Here is a 16,614-nt window from a genome sequence, read left to right as displayed (position 1 = left end):
CTTGGATAAGGATGCGCCCGTTTCTCGCCCAGTTCAGCGAACCGGTGTGGTCAGGTCACTTGCCATCCTGGGCGGACTTCATCACCGCTACCTCAGGATTTAGGTTTTCGGTATGCACAACGGTTTTGTCAGGCCGGGCTCTGGCGGGGATGTCACGGTCCTTGCCCCTTTGACCTATGCTGACCGGAACGTCGTGTTGTACTGTTCGCGCAGGTCCTTCTTCTGAATCTTGCCCATGGCGTTTCGTGGAATGTCGGTGGTCACGAAGACGCGCTTTGGTTGCTTGTATTTCGCGAGGTCGCCGGCAATTGCCGTTTGGATTTGCTTCTCGTCGATTTGAGCGCCCGGCTTCGGAGCTACGACGGCTACGACGGCTTCGCCAAAGTCGGCGTGGGGAACGCCGATGACGGCGCATTCGGCGACGCCCGCAACCGCCTCGATCGCGGATTCGACCTCAGCGGGATAGACGTTATACCCGCCCGAAATGACGAGATCCTTGGCCCTTCCCGAGATGTAGACGTACCCGTTCCGATCGATGTAGCCGAGATCGCCCGAGATGAAGAACCCATCCGAGCGAAACTCCTCCTTTGTCTTTTCGGGCATGCGCCAATATCCCTTGAAGACATTCGGCCCGCGAATATCGATGACGCCAACCTCGCCCTGCGGCAGGGGTTTTCCGGTCTGCGGGTCGGCAATGCGGATCTCGACACCCGGAAGCGGGAAGCCGACGCTCCCCGGGATGCGTTCGCCATCATATGGGTTTGACGTATTCATATTCGTTTCCGTCATTCCATACCGCTCCAGGATTGCGTGATCGGTGCGGGCAGAGAACTCCTTGTGAGTTTCGGCCGAAAGAGGCGCCGATCCCGAAACAAAGAGCCGCATGTGGCGCACCGACGCTCGATCAAAATCGGACCGGGCCAGCAGGCGAACATAGAACGTCGGCACACCCATCATTACGGTCGCCTTCGGCAGAAGGCGCATGATCTCGTCGACGTTGAAGGCGGGCAGGAAGATCAACGAGCTTCCAGTCATCAGGGTGATATTGATCGCCACGAATAGCCCGTGCGTGTGGAAGATCGGCAGGGCATGCAGCAGGCGGTCTTCCCTGGTAAATCGCCACGTCTCGCGCAGTGTGAGGGCATTGGAGGCGAGATTGCGATGGGAAAGCATCGCACCTTTCGAGCGGCCGGTCGTTCCGGACGTGTAGAGGATCGCCGCCAGATCGCCGCCCGTCCGCGTCACATCCACAAAATCCGTTGAAGCGGCAGCCGCCTTGTCGGTCAGCGTTCCCTTGCCATCCGCGCCAAGTGTCTCGAGGTGCGCCAGGCCGAGCTCGCTTGACAGCGATCTCATCGCCTCCAGCCTGTCGGGGCTGCAGAAAAATACCCTCGGCTCGGCGTCGCCCAGGAAGTAGCGGAGTTCGGCCGGCGTGTAGGCCGTGTTGAGCGGCAGGTAGACAGCGCCGGCCCGCAGCGTAGCGAGATAGAGCAGCAGCGCCTCGGGCGTCTTTTCGACTTGCGCGGCGACGCGATCTCCCGGCTTGACGCCGAGCGCGACGAGCGTGTTCGCAAGCTTGCCGGAGCGATCCAGGAGGTCTGCATAGGTTAGCACCGGGCCGTCAGGACGCTCAAGAAAGACGCGTGAGCGGTCCTGTGGGAAATGCGCGGTGAACAGTGTGAACAGATTCTCAGACATGACGGTTCTCCGAAAAAACAAGATCAGGGGCGAGGGCGAGCAGGTGAGCTTTCACTTCATCCGAGGCGACGACCGTTCCGGAATTGGCAAACGCCTCGTGGTTTTCTTCGATAAAGCGCAGGTCGTAGAGATAATTGACCATCAACCCCTCGGCTTCGCGCAGGCCTTTGGGCGAAGTGTCGCCGAGCCAGTTCAGACGCTCCAGACGGGCGCCGTTGCCGAGATGAAAGCGCGCGACCGGGTCGATCGCCTTTCCACGAGGTGTCCTGGCATGAACGTAATAGAACGCCGCAAGGCTGAGGATGACGGGACGAAGCGCACTCCTCAGAGCGGGGTCGAGGTGCCAGTCCTTCTCCTGAAGAGGTGCCAGTGTGGCCGGATCAAAGTTCGCAAGTCCGGCCGCCTTCGGATCGGCGGCTACTCGCTTGAGCCAAGGCCCAAAGGCGGGTGCCGGCGACAACGTCACGAAATTCTTCAGCGACGGCAGGTCTCGTGAGATGTCCTGGACCACCTGCTTGATGAGAAAATTGCCGAACGACACGCCTTTCAGCCCGGCCTGGCAGTTGCTGATCGAGTAAAACACGGCCGTGGTGGCCTGCTCGGGCAACAGAATCGCGCGATCCTCAGCCAGAATGTCCTGGATTGATCCGGGTACGCCCGAGGTCAGCGCGACTTCGACAAAGATCAGTGGCTCGTCGACGAGCGAGGGATGGAAGAAGGCATAGCAGCGCCGATCCGGGGGCTGCAGGCGACTGCGAAGGTCATCCCAGCCCTTGATGGTGTGGACCGCTTCGTAGCGAATGATCCGTTCGAGAATGTCGGCCGGCGTCGACCACGTGATACGCTGCATCACGAGGAAGCCGCGGTTGAACCATGAGTAAAACAAGTGGACTAGATCGTCTTCCACACTGGACAGCGCCGGGTCGTTGTTACCGAGCTTGACGAAATCCTCGCGCAGGGACACGAGTGCGCCCGTCCCGCCCGGCGCCAGATTGAGACGGCGAAAGAGTTCCTGCCGTGGCGGCTCGACCGCGCCAAGCAGCACTTTCAATCCGGTGGCGTCGGGGCGCTGTTCGTAAGACGCCCAAGCCTTCTTCAGCTTCTCCGGATCAGGACCAAAATCCCTCGCCAGGAGATGAAAGAACTCCTGCTTCTCTTGCTTCGACATAGTGGCGTATCGATCCAGCACCTTGCCGGCGATCGCGACACCAGAAGCTTCGCCCCGCCCTGACAGAAGCGCTCGGCACAATTCGTCGATCCGCTCCGATCCGACATGGCTCGCACCTGCCCTGGGAGCAAATCCCGCGAGACGGAAGCTTCGCTTCTCAACCAGGGCACGGCCGCGCTCGGCAATTCGTCCGAGCATGTCCTTCAGCACAATTCCGTTCATTTGCAGACCCTTGGCGTCCTGTTGTTGCACCCGTGTATGCGGAACACGATCTGATTGATCGATTTGTATACTCGCTTGACGGTCACGTCAACTAATTGTATACGTAACCCCGAAAATAACGGTAAATCGCATTATGGGAGGATGTTTTATGGTCGTTTTGTCGACAACAAGCGCGCTGCCGCTCGGGCCAAGGAGGGTGGTCCAATGACCGTCTTCGGCGTCGCTCTCCTCGCAATCTGCACGCTGATCGGCGTGTTCATCGGCGACCTTCTCGGCGTCGCGCTTCATGTGAAAGCCAATGTCGGCGGCGTCGGAATCGCCATGATGTTGCTGATAGCCGCCCGCGTCTGGTTCACACGGCATGGCGGTTTGCCACCGGGTATCAAGCTCGGCGTGGAATTTTGGGCCACCATGTACATCCCGATCGTCGTCGCGATGGCCGCTCAACAGAACGTCGTTGCAGCAGTGCGAGGCGGCCCAATCGTCGTGATCGCCGCCTTCGGCGCAGTCGGCCTTTGCTTCGCAGCCGTTGCGTTGATTGGCCGACTCGGTCGCGACAGAAAACACGAGGCCGAAGTCGAACCGGAGCTGGAGCGCGGCGGCAAAGTCATTTCCGGCGCATTCCAACCCGGCGATCCCGAACACGCCATCGCTGCCGCAAGGGAGGTCTGAGCTATGCTCCACATGATCGAACACGTTTTTATTGAACAGAGCCTGGTTGCGGCGTTTGCTGTGGTTGGAGCCGTGATGTGGCTCTCGCTCGCGGTCTCGAAGCGATTCACCGCCGGCAGGGTCCATGGCTCCGCGATCGCGATCGTCATCGGATTGGCGCTGGCTTATGCTGGTGGCCTCATGACCGGCGGTCAGAAGGGATTGGCGGACGTTCCGGTTTCCGCCGGGATCGGACTGATGGGTGGCGCAATGCTGCGCGACTTCGCGATCGTGGCCACCGCCTTCGAGGTCGACGTGGTGGAGGCGCGAAAAGCCGGTCTTCTGGGCGTCTTGTCCCTGGGACTCGGGACTATTCTGCCCTTCATCGTCGGCGTGTTGGTCGCGCTGGCGTTCGGCTACTCCGACGCGATCAGCGTGACGACGATCGGAGCGGGCGCCATTACCTACATCGTGGGTCCCGTCACAGGTGCGGCCTTGGGCGCGGATTCGACGGTGATGGCGCTTTCGATTGCAACCGGAGTCCTGAAGGCGGTGATCGTCATGGTGGGGACCCCGCTCGTCGCGCGCATGATAGGGTTGGATAATCCACGTTCAGCCATGGCTTTCGGCGGCCTGATGGGCACAGTAAGCGGGGTCGCTGGAGGGTTGGCTGCCACGGATCCGAAGCTTGTCCCGTACGGGGCACTCACGGCAACATTTCATACCGGAATCGGTTGTCTGGTCGGTCCTTCTATCTTCTATCTCGCGATGCGCGCTTTGATGGGGTGAGCCTTGGAACGCATATCTAGCAATGATTTATCCGATGGCGGACTGGACTCAGAACTTCTCTCCGATCAGATACGAAACGTGTTGACGGATGAGATCGCATCTGGCGCCCTTCCGCCCGGCATGGGCTTGGATGAACAAAACCTCGCGGATCGCTTCGGCGCGTCGCGAACGCCCGTGCGTGAGGCACTGAGGCAGCTTGCCGTCACTGGTCTCGTGGAGATCCGACCCAGACGCGGTGTCATCGTTACCAGGACCACACCTGAACGGATTATGGAAATGTTCGAAACCTCGGCCGAAGTCGAGGCGATGTGCGTCCGGATTGCCACCTACCGAATAACTCCGCTTGAGCGCGGCAAGCTCATCGAAATGCATGATGCATCGGAGGTGTTGGTCAAGCAGGGCGACATCGATGGTTACGATAAATTCAATCGCGAATTTCACGAAACCATCTACGGCGCGACTCACAACGCATTCATGGCGGAGCAGGCACTGGCTATCCGTAACCGAATGAAAGCTTTCCGTCGAACCCAACTCCGTCACGCAAGTAGGCTTGCCCGCTCCCGCGAGGAGCACGAGGCGATTCTGAACGCCATCGCTCAGGGGGATGGCGATGAGGCGTCCCGTCGAATGCGCGCCCATATGCTCAACGCCGCCAGCGCGATCGGACGTTACATTTCGACGCAGACAAAAAGCGACATGTGACTTGGCCAACGAGGGCCGGCAACGTCACTTATTTTGCCTCTGATAGAGTACACGGCTGTTCCGCTCCTCAATCAGAGCCTACACGTCTGCCGGGGAAAATTATCTCCAAACTGCGGCCGGTAAAATGACAGCGCCGCCGCGCTCGGAGATGCTGCAACTCCTGTTTGTCGAGCCGCCCCCCCGCCCCGAAGAGGGTAAGCCGGACGGCCGCGTTTGCTGCAAACTCCTATTGGCTGGGGCGGCCCGACATGGAAGGAGGGAAGGACATCGCACAAGATATGCTGGCGAGACTGTCCGTATTTAAGCTCTAGTGTCCTAAACTGAATTTGAAGCGTCCTAATTCATTTTGGGTACATGATCCCGGGTGGGAGGCGGCGTAGCCCATCTGAGGCCCGTTATGTCACCCGATATCTGGTACTATGCAGCCGCGATAGCATGGAGCGCAATTGTACTTGGCTGGCTGATCTTCGTTGTTGTCGCCCCGTAACCCGCAATGGCTGGGGCCTTGGTGTGCGTGGGCGATTGGAGGGGGACCGATCGTCCGGCATCAGTAGGGCACGGGCCGGGTTAACAAACCGCAGTGTCCTAGCTAGTTTCAAATTGAGCGTGATCGGCATGATGCGGGCGCTGAACAGGGACAAGACCAAAAGATAGCCCTTTGCCGCTTCGCCCGTAGCGTCGCCGGTGCGCTCTTTTCGCCTGGGGCTGGCAGAAGTGCCGGCCGGCGCATCCACAGCCTGCCTGGGGCACCCACAAAGTGCGAGTTGTGCACCGTCTCTCCACAGGCTTCCACATAGCCGGGGATGGTAGACTCGTTCCCGTCTCAATAGGCTTGGTTGGCGGGGGAGACATTCCAATGACCAATTGGCAATCTGATCTCGATGCGTTCATCGCCGAAACGAAGGCGTTCGTTGAAAGGGTTGGCGCCAAGCATCGCCTTACCGACGAGTACGATGCTGCGCAGAAACGGGGAGAGGTCCGAACAAGATCAGACAATCAACATGCTTCTTCTAAAGCGGGAGAAGCTGCTGGCGTCACCGACATCGGCCTCACCCACAAAGACATCCACGAAGCGCGCATCATCAGCGATGCCGAGGTGGCCGATCCCGGCATCGTGCGCCGCGCGCTCGATGAGAGATTGGCACTCGGCGAAGAGCCGACCAAAGCCTCACGGCGTCTGATTGTTGCCGACCCGAACCGAGCGCGCGAAGAAATCCTCCAGCGTGTCGCAAATTTCAGAGCGCACCAGGAGCGCTTTACGAGGGAGCGAGAGGATTTTGCGGCAGCGGAATCGAGAAGGATGTGGGCGTCGCGGTAATATCCCGGCTTGAATTGATGATTCCCATGGCGCCTAAAAAGACGGCTCAAGAGCCAACGGCGCCAACGGCGGCAAAACGCTACACTGACGACCAACTGCGTCGCGCAATTGATGAAACCATAGCGGCTCATCGCTCGAAGCAGAAGGGTAGCTGATAATCGATCGCGGTGACCTGGTCGTGTCGTGGCTGATTACGACGATCGAGATCCCGTTGCACTGATGCCGGCCTAAGTCACCCGGCTGGTTTTCGTCGGTCTAGCCTGGGTCCGAGCGACTGAACTTCTTTAGGCCAAGCACTTCTTTAAAGCCGGGATGAACTCGGAACTGCGACGCGTTCTCATTGAACGTGCTTTTTTGGTCTTTGTACTTCCAGATGTACTCCGATCCACCCGCTCCGCCACCCGGCGAATAGTAGCCAATGAGTGAGAAACTATATAGCTGCTTCATTGCGAGGTCAGGCTTATCGTCGCCGGATAAGAGCGATCTTCGGCTATCCCATGACTTGAGAAAATCGTCTCGGGTGAATTGGAGAGAATCCAAATTTTTCAGAACTTCAACATAAAATTCATAGTTCGAGATCTGTTTGTGAATCTCATCCTCAAGCTCTCTGTATAAGTAGTCCGAATAATAGGATTGAGCTGCCAGAATATGCTTGTTCTCGAACGTTCCCGCGCCGTCCATAGACGTCTTGTAAGCGGTCAACGTCTCATTGCAAAACTTGATCATATCGCGCGGTCGCAAGAATGTTCGATCGCTCATGTATTGGTACTTGGTCTGTCGACCAGTCATCTTGTGTAGTTCATCAAATACTTCTTCCCAATTGATGTGCTTGCTCGATTGCAGAACGGTGGTGAACCTTTTTTCCATCAGGCTCTTCAACGTCCGATGGTTTGGCCCGTGATCCCAATAGACGGGGGCGGCAAAGTTCTCGGTTATTTTGTTTTTGTCTTCAAAGCGCAGTGAGCCGTAAATGTCGTCTCTCAAGAAAATACCTATCGTTAGCTTTTTCCTTTTTTCTTTGGCGAGAACGTTCAGTTCCTTCGCAGCGAGCAGAAGCCCGATCAACCTCAAGGAGTACGCCTTGTCTTCAACAGAGAATCCAAGGTCTAACTGGTCGAATAAAACGTAATAGTGGTTCTCAGGATTTAGGCTTTCAATAACGGACGTGCGGAGATTGTGGTTTACCTCTTGCGCGATCGTCGGTAGATGCTGCATCTCAATGCTGTCTATTTTTGTGGATGCCTTGAAAATTTTCCAATCGATCCCAATGTCGCCCGAGAACCGCAGTTTGTGGGAAGGCGAAAATATTTGTGTAACGTCGGGATCACGACTGCCGTACGTGTCGAGAATGAACCTTTCAACGCGCTGGATATGATCCACCGTGCTTTCGCTGTAGGGCTGTGAGTGGTCCTGATTGAGAAGGATTTTTGACAGCGAGATCAGACAAAGATAGGTCCAGCTTTGCACGAAGCACTGTTCCTCGGGCACTCCGACCTTTCTTTGTTTGTCGTGATGATGCCACGGGTAATCCGTGAACGTGTGGCCGAACGCGAATATGTCGGCTTGTCTGTCCTGTAGGATCTTCTTGAAGATCGCCGTTTTTCCGCTGCCTTTGCGGCCAAGGATGCAGAACTTTTCGTGATGCATAATTTGCGAATAGGCCGGATGATCCTCGAAGGATTGCAGCAGCAAGGCATCTTCGTCAGCGTCGGTCCCGCCGAAATTGGGAATGGTCATTAAATTAATGGGCATGATTTTGTGCTCGTTTTCGGCTGTAATGTTGTCGAGAGTCAGTTGTAGCGGTGCTTACCACGCGAATCGGGAGTGCGCATGATGCCACAATGCAGGGTAGCAATATGGAAATTGAAGTCGCCTGTCTGATCACGACGGTGGAAATCCTGCTGCATTGAGGGTCCTTTAGGCACAGCTTAGAGCCGGGTGCCGGATCAGTTCTAAGCCGCGGGGAGGTCGGTTTAGAAACGGTTAAGCTGCCTCTGCCACGTTGCGCGGCAGACTGAAGCGGAGGCACTGCCAATGCTGAGCCTGAGCGAGGCCGCCGGGGAATCGGGGCAATCGAAGTCCACAATCTGGCGCGCCGTTAATTCTGGTCGGTTACCAGCAATGAGGACCTACAGCGGCGACTATCAGATCGATCCCGCCGAACTGCATCGCGCATTTTCTCCTGGAGCAAGCGACGGACGGGCCATGGCGATGAAACGGGACGCAACCGACCTGGAAAGAGCTGAAGAGACCTCGATGCAGGCGCAGATCGAACGGCTATTCCAGGTTGGCGAGTTGATCCGCAACGAACTCGACAATGATCGGGACGCCTGGTGCAGTCAGGCTGACAGGCTGCGTCAGTTGGTCGGCTGAACCCTCCCGCTTGGGCGCTGATCTCGACCGAATGGCTGCTTCGGTGGTTGCGGCAATAGACCAGCACGTCAGCGACCGGGAAATTCATCCGCACGATGCTTGAAAAATTCCGTCCACGGAATTTTTGCTCATGGACGGAACCCTGGCAGGCGCAGCACGGGCCTTTCCTTTAGCGTCCTTGCGGCTGGAGGCGGCGCGGCCGCCGGTACTGCCGGCTGCTTTGCGAACCGTTCCGCGCGCCTGGCCGCCTCGGCCGCGGCTTGCTTGGCCTCACGTGACGCCAGGATCTCGGCGAGCTTGGCCGCAGCGTGCGCCGCGTCGCTGGCGCTCACCTCGCCGGCGGGATCGCCGCCGATCTCGTAGCTCGCTGCGTGGAGCTTGACCGCCGCAAGCTAGGCGCGGTGTGAAAGCATCGATGAACAGGAAGAGGCGACATGATGGATCGGGAGAACTCACCGGCCTATGCGGCGCCGACCCTTCGCCAAGCTGCCCGAGCCGAAGCCGATGAAGCCGCCGAAGCCCATGCCGGTCGAGCGACCGGTGAGCGCGCTGGGGCTCGAACCCAGGACCCCGTTCATGTGGCGCCCCCCAACGCGAAGCAGTAGACGGTATCGACGGCGTTCTTCGCGAAGCCCGGCGGTGGAGCGCAAAGGTGATTGCGGCCGTCGGGATTATCCCTGTTCCGCTCTATTTTCTGGGACGGAATGAGAATGTATTTCCCGTCCTCCCGGCGCTTCGCATAGATCTTGCCGTCGACAGATCTGATCTCGGTCGGGTAGCAGTCCGCATTGTTGCAACAGCTGAACGCCGGATTATCAGGCATGTGCCACGTCGAATAAAACCTCTCGTGCACAAGCTGATCCTGAGCGGGATGGTGGCGATGAGCGGCCTGGTTCTGCTCACCCTCCTGCGCATGGACGAGCGTTGCCAGCAGGCTAAGAGCGCTCGAGAGGAGGAGCTTGCAAAGAAGGTTCAAGGCGCAGTCTCCTTGCTCACAACTGCAAAATGGTGCGCAATCTCCAGATGATCGTTGCTACAACCGTCTCAGGCCGCCTATGGAGTGATATCGGCTTCGCGGGCCTTTTTTTAAAAGGTCCTCTCGCTTTCGCTCCGCACCTTGGGGCGGCAATTGATCTGCCTTTTCCCTTGCTGCTCTAGCTTCCTTGATAAGTCGCTCGCCCAGCGTCCTATCCTGTTTGTGCCGGTGGCGTTTCATGAACGTCCTCCCGTCGTGAAGTACGCTTTGCTTTAAAAACTCTCCCGGTGGCTCTAGCGTTCAAGGGAGAACATTACACCTTGTATCCGTCAAGCGGAACATCAGTGCATCGTGCCCCGAGGTTCGCAGCCCCGCCTGTGAGGTTTTTCCGACCCCGGACGTACCGGACACCAGGCGAGCCAAACGCCTCTTAGCGGCCCTTCCGCTGCGAAGAGGGTTGACCGATCAGCGGACATTGTTTTTGCTGATAAATTCGTTATCCGGCATTGTTTGCGACCTGATCTTGCCGCCGCCCCTTGGGCGTCGCTCGGTAGTGCCTGTCGCGTTGTCCACCGCAATCCGTAGCGGCTTGCCTGTCCATCAGGGTCGGGCGATCCTTTTGCGCATGGGGACGAAATCGCGCGAGACCATTTACGGCGGCTCGGTGCGGGCAGCGGCTGAGCGGGCGACGGAAGCACGCAAGGAAGCCGATCGCCTTGCCTGCGAGGCGTGGAATAAGCGCATGCTGGCTTTCCGAGCAGATCGAGACGTCTGCGTTTCTTCTCCCACCTTCGCGTTCATTCAAGCCCCGCGAAACGCTCAGGACTTCTTGGAGCGGACGGTAAACTTCGTGACGAAATCGTTCTGTGTCAGGCCGAAATGGTTCAACTGAGCGGCCACCACGTTTGCGTCCGCGTAGCCGTTCTTTTGACTGATCGCTACCGAATACTTCCTAACCGCCTCGACCAGACGCGCCAGGCATTCCACCGTGATGATCCTCGCGTCGGCATGCAGGGTCGCAGCGTGCTCGGGCGTGATCTTAGGATGCACCATGACCGGCGCTGTTGTCGTACTTGTCAGCGAACCAAGTCATTGAGCCGTTAAGCTGATTGCAGTCGTGCTTATTGATCGAGCTCGCCTTAACGGCACCACTCTTGCACTCGATCACAAGGTACTGCAGAGCACCCAAACGCCCAGAGATTGTCAGGCCCACGACCGGTATCTTGTTCAGGCCGCTGGGATCCGAACCCCAGGAAAAGACCAAGGTCGAACATCGCAGACTCGAACTTCTTGCTGTTCTCCTCACCCCACGCCAGAGATTCGATCAGCGCGTTAACCCACATGATAAGGTCGTTCGCCTCGAGAAACCGCTTCATGAACTCCACGGCCATGGCCGCTTGGCTATCCTTGGGAACATTGAGCTTGGAGTAGACGATGCCGCTGATCGGGCGCACCAGCGCGGGATTCGACTGAACCGCGGCCAGTTGGAGTTCTTGCGCCTTCGTCTCGTCGGTGTGGTGGACATATTCGGCAAGCTGCTGCTTCAGATAGCCAAGGGCCAACCAAGCCACCGTCACTGTCAGCGCGCCGCAAGGCCCGCTATCGGCAGCGCCAGCGCGACGGCGTGATGGCGCTGCCCGTCGAGATCGGCAGCGAGCATGTTGATCTGCTCGTCAGCCTTCGCTGGCTTCCGCCTCGCGACACCTATCAACAAGAGGAGATCGTTCGCGCGCTCCAGGCGATGGTCGATGATGCCGCCGCGCGAGGTTCATGACCGGCACGAGATCGGCCACGCGATCAGGCGGCTGCTCGAAGAGTCTTCTGCAAAGGATTGCTGATGATGTGAGGCTGGGTGACGCTGGGCGAAAGGAGCCGCCGCCATGCTGAGAAGTATGCGTCGGTCATTACCGAGAAGAAGATGAGCACCATCATCGCGCAGCTCCCCTTGAGCGCCGAGCGAGCTAGTGCTGGCGCACTACCATGCGTTCAAAATGCAAGCGATTCCCTCGCGCAATCTGAGTGCAGAACTTGCGATCAGGCAAGCTGTTGCATCATGGCGGAGCCTCGAAAGGTGGAGATAGTTGCGGTTTCGCAACAAAAATAATCGAGGACGCGTACCCATCGGGAGCCCGCGCGTCGTGCCATGATCGTTCCGATCAAATGAGGCCCGCCATGAATGCACCGATCCCCTTGCGGCCCGATTTCAGCGAGGCCGCCCGCATCGAACACCGCGCCTGGTCGCGCGCATTGGCCGCGCAGGCGCTCAGCTCGCCCCAGCGCAGTGCCGAGAGAATTTTGAAATCCAGCTGGCCGCACGATCCGCGCGCCGCTGCGATCCTGAAAACCGCCGTGTCGCCGACGAGCACGGCGGACTTCCCGCCCGTCGATGTGGTCGCCGCATTCCGCTCGCTCGCTCCAGGTAGCGCCGCGTGGAAGCTGTTCGCCCACGAGGCCGCGCTGAAACTCGATCTGAAGGGCGTTCACCAGATCAACGTGCCCCACGTCGCAGCCGTCGGAAAGAAAGACTCGCGAGAAAGCAGAAGCTGTTCGCCGGGCCCGCAAGCTCGCTAGAAAACAGGCTATCCGAGAAGGATTGCTGCCCGCGCCGCCGAAAAAGAAGCCTTTTGAGCGCAAGCCCCCTTTGCCGGAAATCAAAGCACGGGCGGATTAGAGAGGACCTCAGTCTCAGGAGAAGACTTCAATCGATCGGGACTAAGAAGCCTACTCGTGGAGGCGTCCCGATCGCTTCATCGGCCTACGTCCTGAAATCGATGCCTCGTAGCACAATCCCGGGTGGCGTGCCTTCGAACTCCGTCGCGCGATATTTGCTTGCTGCGCATGCTTCGATGCGGTCGCGCAGGCGGATGAACTGGGCTTCGCGCTGCTCGGGGCGGGCCTGCGGGCCGCGCTCGAGATAGTCCATCGCCGAGGTCGAAACCGCGCAGGGAATCTCCTTCTCCCCGTCCTGCATCGAGAACAGCACGATCATCCGGTCGTATTCGAGGCCGAGATAGCGGCCGCTGGTGAGAGTCATGGGCTTACTCCTTTGACGCGGCAGACCTCGCCGCCGGTCGCCCGCGTCCCACGCGCGCCGAGCATAGCGCGCCAGGGACGCGGGCGGCCTCGCCTCAGCCCTCCCCGCGAAATCGTCGAACAGCGCCGCCACCAGCGCCCGGTGCCGCGTGTCCTCAGCTGACAGGCTCGCGGCGTAGAGGTTGAGCAGATAGCGCGCCTTCACTGCTGCCTCCGGCCACGACGCGGCGGGCACTGTCAGCAGGCGATTCTCGAGATCGGCCTCGCGCTCGCGCAACTGTCTGAGATTGGTCTCGACCTCGGCCAGCGCGCGGCGCAAATCGGTCTCCTTCTGCGCGGCCATGCCGCGATGCTTGTCGAGATTGACCGGCTTGTCAGTCATTGGCGATGCTCGCATCCGCGGCTTGCGCGTCGGCGAGGTCGACCGAGCCGATCGACAGCAGCTCCATGGAGCCGGAGCGGCCTTCCGCGGGTACGATGATCGTGGTCGCCATGCGGCGCCAGACTGCGAAGGACAGCCCCTTAATCGTCTCCTCCTCGGTGACGACCTCATATGCGCCGGCGGGCAAAAGGCGCTCGACGCCGCGGATGCGGAAGGGATGCCTGAACGTGACGGTTTCTCGCCGCGAGCGGATGGTCATGCACGCCTGCCTTTCGCAAGAGCGGCCCCAACCGACGCCGATGATCGCGAGCATGCGCGTATTGCGCGGCAATAGCCAGCCCTTTGTCGCGGTGCGCGCCGACGCCGCAGCGCGGCCCGGTGCGCCGGAATCGTTTTACCGCTCGCTATTGGCCTGGCGCGGGCATAGGCTTGCTGCATCACCGCTACTATCGCAACGACCGGTGACTGAGGGTCACGTGCGCTCCCGCCGAGGGTCCTTGCAGGAGCGTTCGATGTCGCGTTTTCGCAAGCCGGAACGGACCGTGCCGCCGGTGATTGTGCCGCTGCTTCTCGTGCGTGGAGCGGCGATCCGCAATGGCTAGAACAACGCGCGTGCCATATCTCGTCAGCGGAACCAACGAATACGGCAGCGCCAATCTCGGCCGCGGCACCGCCACCGTCGCACTCCGCCTCGCGCGAAGACTGCTGCGCGATACATGGACGTCAGGGTCTGCACGCCGCGCGGGCGGGTGCTGCAATCGAGCGAACTGGATGAACTCGAAACCAGAGGAGCGACCGACATGGCAAAGGGACAGCAACGCAGCAATCGCGAAGCCAAGAAGCCGAAGAAGGAGAAAGCCAAAGTGATCGCCGCGACGCCGAGCCGCAAGCAGGCCGCCTGGCAACCAGATTTCGGACCGGCGAAGAAGAAGTAGCCGGGAGCCGACGCTGAGCAGGTCATGCCAGAGTTCGAGGCGCCGTAGACGCCTGAATTGCCCCTCTCAACTGGCGGCCTCTGATGTCGCCTATTGGCCCTTCGCGTTAGTCCGCGCGGCTAGGGCGCATGTCCGAAGTCGGTGTTAGTGCGGAAATCATCAGAGTTAAAACCGGCGCTGTTGACCCATTGCAGGCATGTCCCACAATGGGTGGTTAGGGCAGTCGCTCACAACCGGGAGAGAAGCTCCGCCTTCTTAGCTGCGAATTCTTCAGATGAAAGAATGCCTTTCTTGTGCAATTCGGCCAGCCGCTCGATCTTGGCGAACAGGTCCATTTCCTGGGCACCGTCGGGCCGATACGGCTCGCTAGCAGGCGCCACCGATGGTTCCGAAGCTTTGGTTGGCACGCCGTTCACCGAGACGACCGGCAGAGTTGAGATGCTAACTGTTCCGTGCTGGCTGGTAAGGGTGAGCGAGCCGCCGCGCCCCTGCTGCTGAGAGACGCCGCTGATCTGGTGATCTAGCGTATCGTAGACAGTCACATGTCCATTCAGCTCTACTGCCAATCGATGCGTTTGGTTGAAATAGGCATAGCGGACTTGGTTCTGCCCGCCGATCCCGTTTGGGAACCCTAGTTCCACTGGCCACCATTGACCCGAAGCTCGGCCGGGTGTCTCTGGTACGAATAGGCTGACCGAACCCGCATCTAAGACATCGTGGCCGCCCTCCTGCTGGCCGCCACCCTGCTTCTGTGACTGTGACTGAAAGCCGGCGGGGAATGGCACGAAGGGTTGCTTAGCCAGGATTTGTGACAGCTCGGAACACAAGCCGTCGACCTTCGCCTTGAGGCCGTGATTGAACATGTCGCCGACCATCGTCATGCCACCCGGCATCCACTGCCCGGCACCGCCCAGTTCGTGATGGTCAAACTGCGCCATCGTGCCATTGCTGTTCAGGAGCGCCTGCAGCAAGGTCATCACCGCGTCGGCACTGACTCCATAGCGCTGAGCCAGATCGTTTATTTTCTGCAAGCCTTGGTCCGTTAGTCGGGGCAAGGAGTTGCTCCTTAGGGGGCGCGAAGATATGACCAGCCGCACATAGTAGAAACCGAGTCCGCTATCGATGCAAGAACCGACATGACGCGGTCTTTGCGCCATGTCGCAGTTTGACCCAATGTATGGACCGGCCGTGCGGTGCAAGAAGATTTCGACGATCCGGTAGATCCGGTCTTGCATCAAGTATCCGGCCTCTGCTTGGAGCGCAGTGCTCCGGGCCATCATGGATATCAGCGCGCAATGCGATCTGGTTAGCGGACAGGCCTCGTACGGGCCATTTGGGTCACCAGTGTTCGCATGCGCAGGGAAGACCGATTCTCCATTGTCGTCTCTCGCAGGCCAATGCCGCGACCAAGCCGTGTACTGTTGACGCATTATTGCAGGTTCTTCGGATCGTCTGGTCTCGGGCACACAGCCGACTTTTTGCAGCCGAAGGACCGTGCCACAGCGAGGCCCGTGTCAGCAACGATCCGCTGCTGGCCGAGACGGTTGGCGCGCAGCTCATCGTGCGCGTCGCCGCACGCGCGATCTTCCCGAATTGCCCGCGCTACATTCCGGCGATGCAGATGACCGAGCCGTCGGCGTACACGCCGCAGGCCGGATGCGACGCGCCGGAGCCGAAGTGGAAGGAATTTTCCGACTTCAAGGATTATGTCCACGCCGACCTTCAAGGGTTGAGCTGAACGGCGGGCAGCGGCTTGCAACCTCACATCCCGCTCAGCCCGCTGTCGACGGCAAGCGTCTGCGCGGTGACGTCGACGCTCTCATCCGACAGGAAGAACAGCACGGCATAGGCGATCTCCCAACCTGTCGCCTGGCGGCCGAAGGGGATGTGGCCCTTGCCACGCGAGGCTCACGTTGTCGAGCCCGACCTTTCCGAACGTGCCGATGTTCAAAACCATTTCTCCCCGACGCCGTGCCCGACGATTCCGCGCTGAGCGGACGCACGTAGCGTTCCGGCTTGATGTCGGCGTTCGGCGAATTTTCGGCATCTCAGCTCCGCTTCTTGCCGCGGTCATAGACGGCCATACCGGCGGCAGGATTGAGATCGGTCTCCGTCGCCTCGGTAAGGCGCGCCATCATCATGTAGAAGCCGAGCGCGACGATCGATTCCACGATCTCCTGATCGCTGAAATGACTGCGCATGCCGGCAAAGGCGGCGTCCTGCACCCGCACCTTTTCGACGACCTCGCGGCCGAACACGAGCAGCGCCTGCTCGGCCGCGTTCAACGACGTATCGGCGTAGTCGCCGCGCTCGACGGCCATTGCCGCCGAACTCGACCGCCGCGGCATCAAGAGCTGGAGCGGCAAG

General features: G+C 59.4%; 20 protein-coding genes and 4 pseudogenes. 11 read left to right on the top strand and 13 right to left on the bottom strand.

The genetic code is table 11. The annotated features are described in order from the left end of the window. Window positions 1–174 precede the first annotated feature (174 nt). Together Q2941_RS40120 and Q2941_RS40115 are read right to left on the bottom strand one after the other, a co-directional pair. A complete protein-coding gene (locus Q2941_RS40120) occupies window positions 175–1,698 on the bottom strand; it encodes a malonate--CoA ligase (protein ID WP_458195942.1) in 1,524 nt (507 codons plus the stop codon). Next, window positions 1,691–3,088 carry a malonyl-CoA decarboxylase gene (locus tag Q2941_RS40115; RefSeq protein ID WP_458195941.1) on the bottom strand — a complete coding sequence of 466 codons (1,398 nt, stop codon included), beginning with the start codon at window positions 3,086–3,088 and terminating at the stop codon, window positions 1,691–1,693. The genes Q2941_RS40120 and Q2941_RS40115 overlap by 8 nt, the downstream gene beginning before the upstream one ends. 204 nt (window positions 3,089–3,292) lie before the next feature. Here Q2941_RS40115 and madL point away from each other — a divergent pair, with 204 nt between their 5' ends. The 4 genes from madL (at window position 3,293) to Q2941_RS40095 (ending at window position 6,548) form a co-directional block, all read left to right on the top strand. After that, the gene (gene madL / locus Q2941_RS40110) at window positions 3,293–3,760 is read left to right on the top strand and encodes a malonate transporter subunit MadL (protein WP_458195945.1); all 468 of its coding nucleotides are present in this window, start codon (window positions 3,293–3,295) and stop codon (window positions 3,758–3,760) included. Between the two features lie 3 nt (window positions 3,761–3,763). Then, a complete protein-coding gene (gene madM / locus Q2941_RS40105) occupies window positions 3,764–4,528 on the top strand; it encodes a malonate transporter subunit MadM (RefSeq protein WP_458195940.1) in 765 nt (254 codons plus the stop codon). Window positions 4,529–4,540: 12 nt separating this feature from the next. Then, window positions 4,541–5,230, top strand: a complete 690-nt coding sequence (locus Q2941_RS40100) for a GntR family transcriptional regulator (protein WP_458195944.1) — start codon at window positions 4,541–4,543, stop codon at window positions 5,228–5,230. Window positions 5,231–6,086: 856 nt separating this feature from the next. Beyond that, on the top strand, window positions 6,087–6,548 hold the full coding sequence (locus Q2941_RS40095; protein ID WP_458195939.1) for a hypothetical protein: 462 nt from the start codon (window positions 6,087–6,089) through the stop codon (window positions 6,546–6,548). Between the two features lie 255 nt (window positions 6,549–6,803). Here Q2941_RS40095 and Q2941_RS40090 read toward each other — a convergent pair whose 3' ends face one another. Next, the gene (locus Q2941_RS40090; RefSeq protein WP_458195938.1) at window positions 6,804–8,300 is read right to left on the bottom strand and encodes a P-loop ATPase, Sll1717 family; all 1,497 of its coding nucleotides are present in this window, start codon (window positions 8,298–8,300) and stop codon (window positions 6,804–6,806) included. A 282-nt stretch (window positions 8,301–8,582) separates the two neighbouring features. Between Q2941_RS40090 and Q2941_RS40085 the strand changes: the two genes are divergently transcribed. Beyond that, on the top strand, window positions 8,583–8,921 hold the full coding sequence (locus Q2941_RS40085) for a MerR family transcriptional regulator (RefSeq protein ID WP_458195937.1): 339 nt from the start codon (window positions 8,583–8,585) through the stop codon (window positions 8,919–8,921). 452 nt (window positions 8,922–9,373) lie between these two features. Here Q2941_RS40085 and Q2941_RS40080 read toward each other — a convergent pair whose 3' ends face one another. After that, window positions 9,374–9,499 carry a hypothetical protein gene (locus Q2941_RS40080; protein WP_458195936.1) on the bottom strand — a complete coding sequence of 42 codons (126 nt, stop codon included), beginning with the start codon at window positions 9,497–9,499 and terminating at the stop codon, window positions 9,374–9,376. Window positions 9,500–9,573: 74 nt separating this feature from the next. Here Q2941_RS40080 and Q2941_RS40075 point away from each other — a divergent pair, with 74 nt between their 5' ends. After that, on the top strand, window positions 9,574–9,948 hold the full coding sequence (locus tag Q2941_RS40075) for a hypothetical protein (RefSeq protein WP_458195935.1): 375 nt from the start codon (window positions 9,574–9,576) through the stop codon (window positions 9,946–9,948). Window positions 9,949–10,716: 768 nt separating this feature from the next. On the opposite strand, the gene Q2941_RS40070 is transcribed toward Q2941_RS40075, so the two are convergent. Both Q2941_RS40070 and Q2941_RS40065 read right to left on the bottom strand, forming a co-directional pair. Next, the gene (locus Q2941_RS40070) at window positions 10,717–10,950 is read right to left on the bottom strand and encodes a hypothetical protein (protein WP_458195946.1); all 234 of its coding nucleotides are present in this window, start codon (window positions 10,948–10,950) and stop codon (window positions 10,717–10,719) included. 86 nt (window positions 10,951–11,036) lie between these two features. Then, entirely contained in the window at window positions 11,037–11,459 is a 423-nt protein-coding gene (locus tag Q2941_RS40065) for a hypothetical protein (protein WP_458195934.1), read from the bottom strand. Window positions 11,460–11,524: 65 nt separating this feature from the next. Here Q2941_RS40065 and Q2941_RS40060 point away from each other — a divergent pair, with 65 nt between their 5' ends. Then, on the top strand, window positions 11,525–11,671 hold the full coding sequence (locus tag Q2941_RS40060) for a hypothetical protein (protein ID WP_458195933.1): 147 nt from the start codon (window positions 11,525–11,527) through the stop codon (window positions 11,669–11,671). A 23-nt stretch (window positions 11,672–11,694) separates the two neighbouring features. Here Q2941_RS40060 and Q2941_RS40055 read toward each other — a convergent pair whose 3' ends face one another. Continuing rightward, window positions 11,695–11,829, bottom strand: coding sequence for a hypothetical protein (locus Q2941_RS40055; protein ID WP_458195932.1), 135 nt, complete (start codon window positions 11,827–11,829; stop codon window positions 11,695–11,697). Window positions 11,830–12,069: 240 nt separating this feature from the next. Between Q2941_RS40055 and Q2941_RS40050 the strand changes: the two genes are divergently transcribed. Then, window positions 12,070–12,468: a hypothetical protein gene (locus tag Q2941_RS40050; RefSeq protein ID WP_458195931.1), complete on the top strand. Its 399-nt coding sequence runs from the start codon at window positions 12,070–12,072 to the stop codon at window positions 12,466–12,468. Next, a pseudogene (locus Q2941_RS40045) lies at window positions 12,404–12,568 on the top strand (30S ribosomal protein S21); the annotation flags it as partial. The gene Q2941_RS40050 and the pseudogene Q2941_RS40045, both read left to right, overlap by 65 nt. Before the next feature lie 84 nt (window positions 12,569–12,652). On the opposite strand, the gene Q2941_RS40040 reads toward Q2941_RS40045, so the two are convergent. The 3 genes and pseudogenes from Q2941_RS40040 to Q2941_RS40030 form a co-directional block, all read right to left on the bottom strand. Then, a complete protein-coding gene (locus Q2941_RS40040) occupies window positions 12,653–12,931 on the bottom strand; it encodes a DUF1488 family protein (RefSeq protein ID WP_458195943.1) in 279 nt (92 codons plus the stop codon). Window positions 12,932–13,036: 105 nt separating this feature from the next. Further along, window positions 13,037–13,312 (bottom strand): annotated as a pseudogene (locus Q2941_RS40035) (hypothetical protein); the annotation flags it as partial. Continuing rightward, window positions 13,305–13,571 (bottom strand): hypothetical protein, encoded by a 267-nt coding sequence (locus Q2941_RS40030; protein WP_458195930.1) that lies wholly within the window; start codon window positions 13,569–13,571, stop codon window positions 13,305–13,307. The pseudogene Q2941_RS40035 and the gene Q2941_RS40030, both read right to left, overlap by 8 nt. 457 nt (window positions 13,572–14,028) lie before the next feature. On the opposite strand from Q2941_RS40030, the gene Q2941_RS40025 reads away from it, so the two are divergent. Further along, the gene (locus tag Q2941_RS40025; RefSeq protein WP_458195929.1) at window positions 14,029–14,247 is read left to right on the top strand and encodes a hypothetical protein; all 219 of its coding nucleotides are present in this window, start codon (window positions 14,029–14,031) and stop codon (window positions 14,245–14,247) included. A 227-nt stretch (window positions 14,248–14,474) separates the two neighbouring features. Here Q2941_RS40025 and Q2941_RS40020 read toward each other — a convergent pair whose 3' ends face one another. After that, window positions 14,475–15,482: an SHOCT domain-containing protein gene (locus Q2941_RS40020; protein WP_458195928.1), complete on the bottom strand. Its 1,008-nt coding sequence runs from the start codon at window positions 15,480–15,482 to the stop codon at window positions 14,475–14,477. A gap of 197 nt (window positions 15,483–15,679) precedes the next feature. Between Q2941_RS40020 and Q2941_RS40015 the strand changes: the two genes are divergently transcribed. Further along, a complete protein-coding gene (locus tag Q2941_RS40015) occupies window positions 15,680–15,985 on the top strand; it encodes a hypothetical protein (RefSeq protein ID WP_458195927.1) in 306 nt (101 codons plus the stop codon). 23 nt (window positions 15,986–16,008) lie between these two features. On the opposite strand, the pseudogene Q2941_RS40010 reads toward Q2941_RS40015, so the two are convergent. After that, a pseudogene (locus Q2941_RS40010) lies at window positions 16,009–16,152 on the bottom strand (SDR family oxidoreductase); the annotation flags it as partial. Between the two features lie 143 nt (window positions 16,153–16,295). After that, window positions 16,296–16,565: pseudogene (locus tag Q2941_RS40005) on the bottom strand (carboxymuconolactone decarboxylase family protein); the annotation flags it as partial. Window positions 16,566–16,614 lie beyond the last annotated feature (49 nt).

The sequence above is a fragment of the Bradyrhizobium sp. UFLA05-153 genome (assembly GCF_054185185.1).
This window is presented reverse-complemented; position numbering and strand designations above follow the sequence as displayed.

Excerpts from the sequence above, each read along its gene's own strand:
- Q2941_RS40120 (WP_458195942.1), bottom strand. The coding sequence starts at position 1,698 with ATGTCTGAGAATCTGTTCACACTGTTCACCGCGCATTTCCCACAGGAC.
- Q2941_RS40115 (WP_458195941.1), bottom strand. The coding sequence starts at position 3,088 with ATGAACGGAATTGTGCTGAAGGACATGCTCGGACGAATTGCCGAGCGC.
- madL (WP_458195945.1), top strand. The coding sequence starts at position 3,293 with ATGACCGTCTTCGGCGTCGCTCTCCTCGCAATCTGCACGCTGATCGGC.
- madM (WP_458195940.1), top strand. The coding sequence starts at position 3,764 with ATGCTCCACATGATCGAACACGTTTTTATTGAACAGAGCCTGGTTGCG.
- Q2941_RS40095 (WP_458195939.1), top strand. The coding sequence starts at position 6,087 with ATGACCAATTGGCAATCTGATCTCGATGCGTTCATCGCCGAAACGAAG.
- Q2941_RS40090 (WP_458195938.1), bottom strand. The coding sequence starts at position 8,300 with ATGCCCATTAATTTAATGACCATTCCCAATTTCGGCGGGACCGACGCT.
- Q2941_RS40085 (WP_458195937.1), top strand. The coding sequence starts at position 8,583 with ATGCTGAGCCTGAGCGAGGCCGCCGGGGAATCGGGGCAATCGAAGTCC.
- Q2941_RS40080 (WP_458195936.1), bottom strand. The coding sequence starts at position 9,499 with ATGAACGGGGTCCTGGGTTCGAGCCCCAGCGCGCTCACCGGTCGCTCG.
- Q2941_RS40070 (WP_458195946.1), bottom strand. The coding sequence starts at position 10,950 with ATGGTGCATCCTAAGATCACGCCCGAGCACGCTGCGACCCTGCATGCC.
- Q2941_RS40060 (WP_458195933.1), top strand. The coding sequence starts at position 11,525 with ATGGCGCTGCCCGTCGAGATCGGCAGCGAGCATGTTGATCTGCTCGTC.
- Q2941_RS40055 (WP_458195932.1), bottom strand. The coding sequence starts at position 11,829 with ATGATGGTGCTCATCTTCTTCTCGGTAATGACCGACGCATACTTCTCA.
- Q2941_RS40050 (WP_458195931.1), top strand. The coding sequence starts at position 12,070 with ATGAATGCACCGATCCCCTTGCGGCCCGATTTCAGCGAGGCCGCCCGC.
- Q2941_RS40040 (WP_458195943.1), bottom strand. The coding sequence starts at position 12,931 with ATGACTCTCACCAGCGGCCGCTATCTCGGCCTCGAATACGACCGGATG.
- Q2941_RS40030 (WP_458195930.1), bottom strand. The coding sequence starts at position 13,571 with ATGACCATCCGCTCGCGGCGAGAAACCGTCACGTTCAGGCATCCCTTC.
- Q2941_RS40025 (WP_458195929.1), top strand. The coding sequence starts at position 14,029 with ATGGACGTCAGGGTCTGCACGCCGCGCGGGCGGGTGCTGCAATCGAGC.
- Q2941_RS40020 (WP_458195928.1), bottom strand. The coding sequence starts at position 15,482 with ATGCAAGACCGGATCTACCGGATCGTCGAAATCTTCTTGCACCGCACG.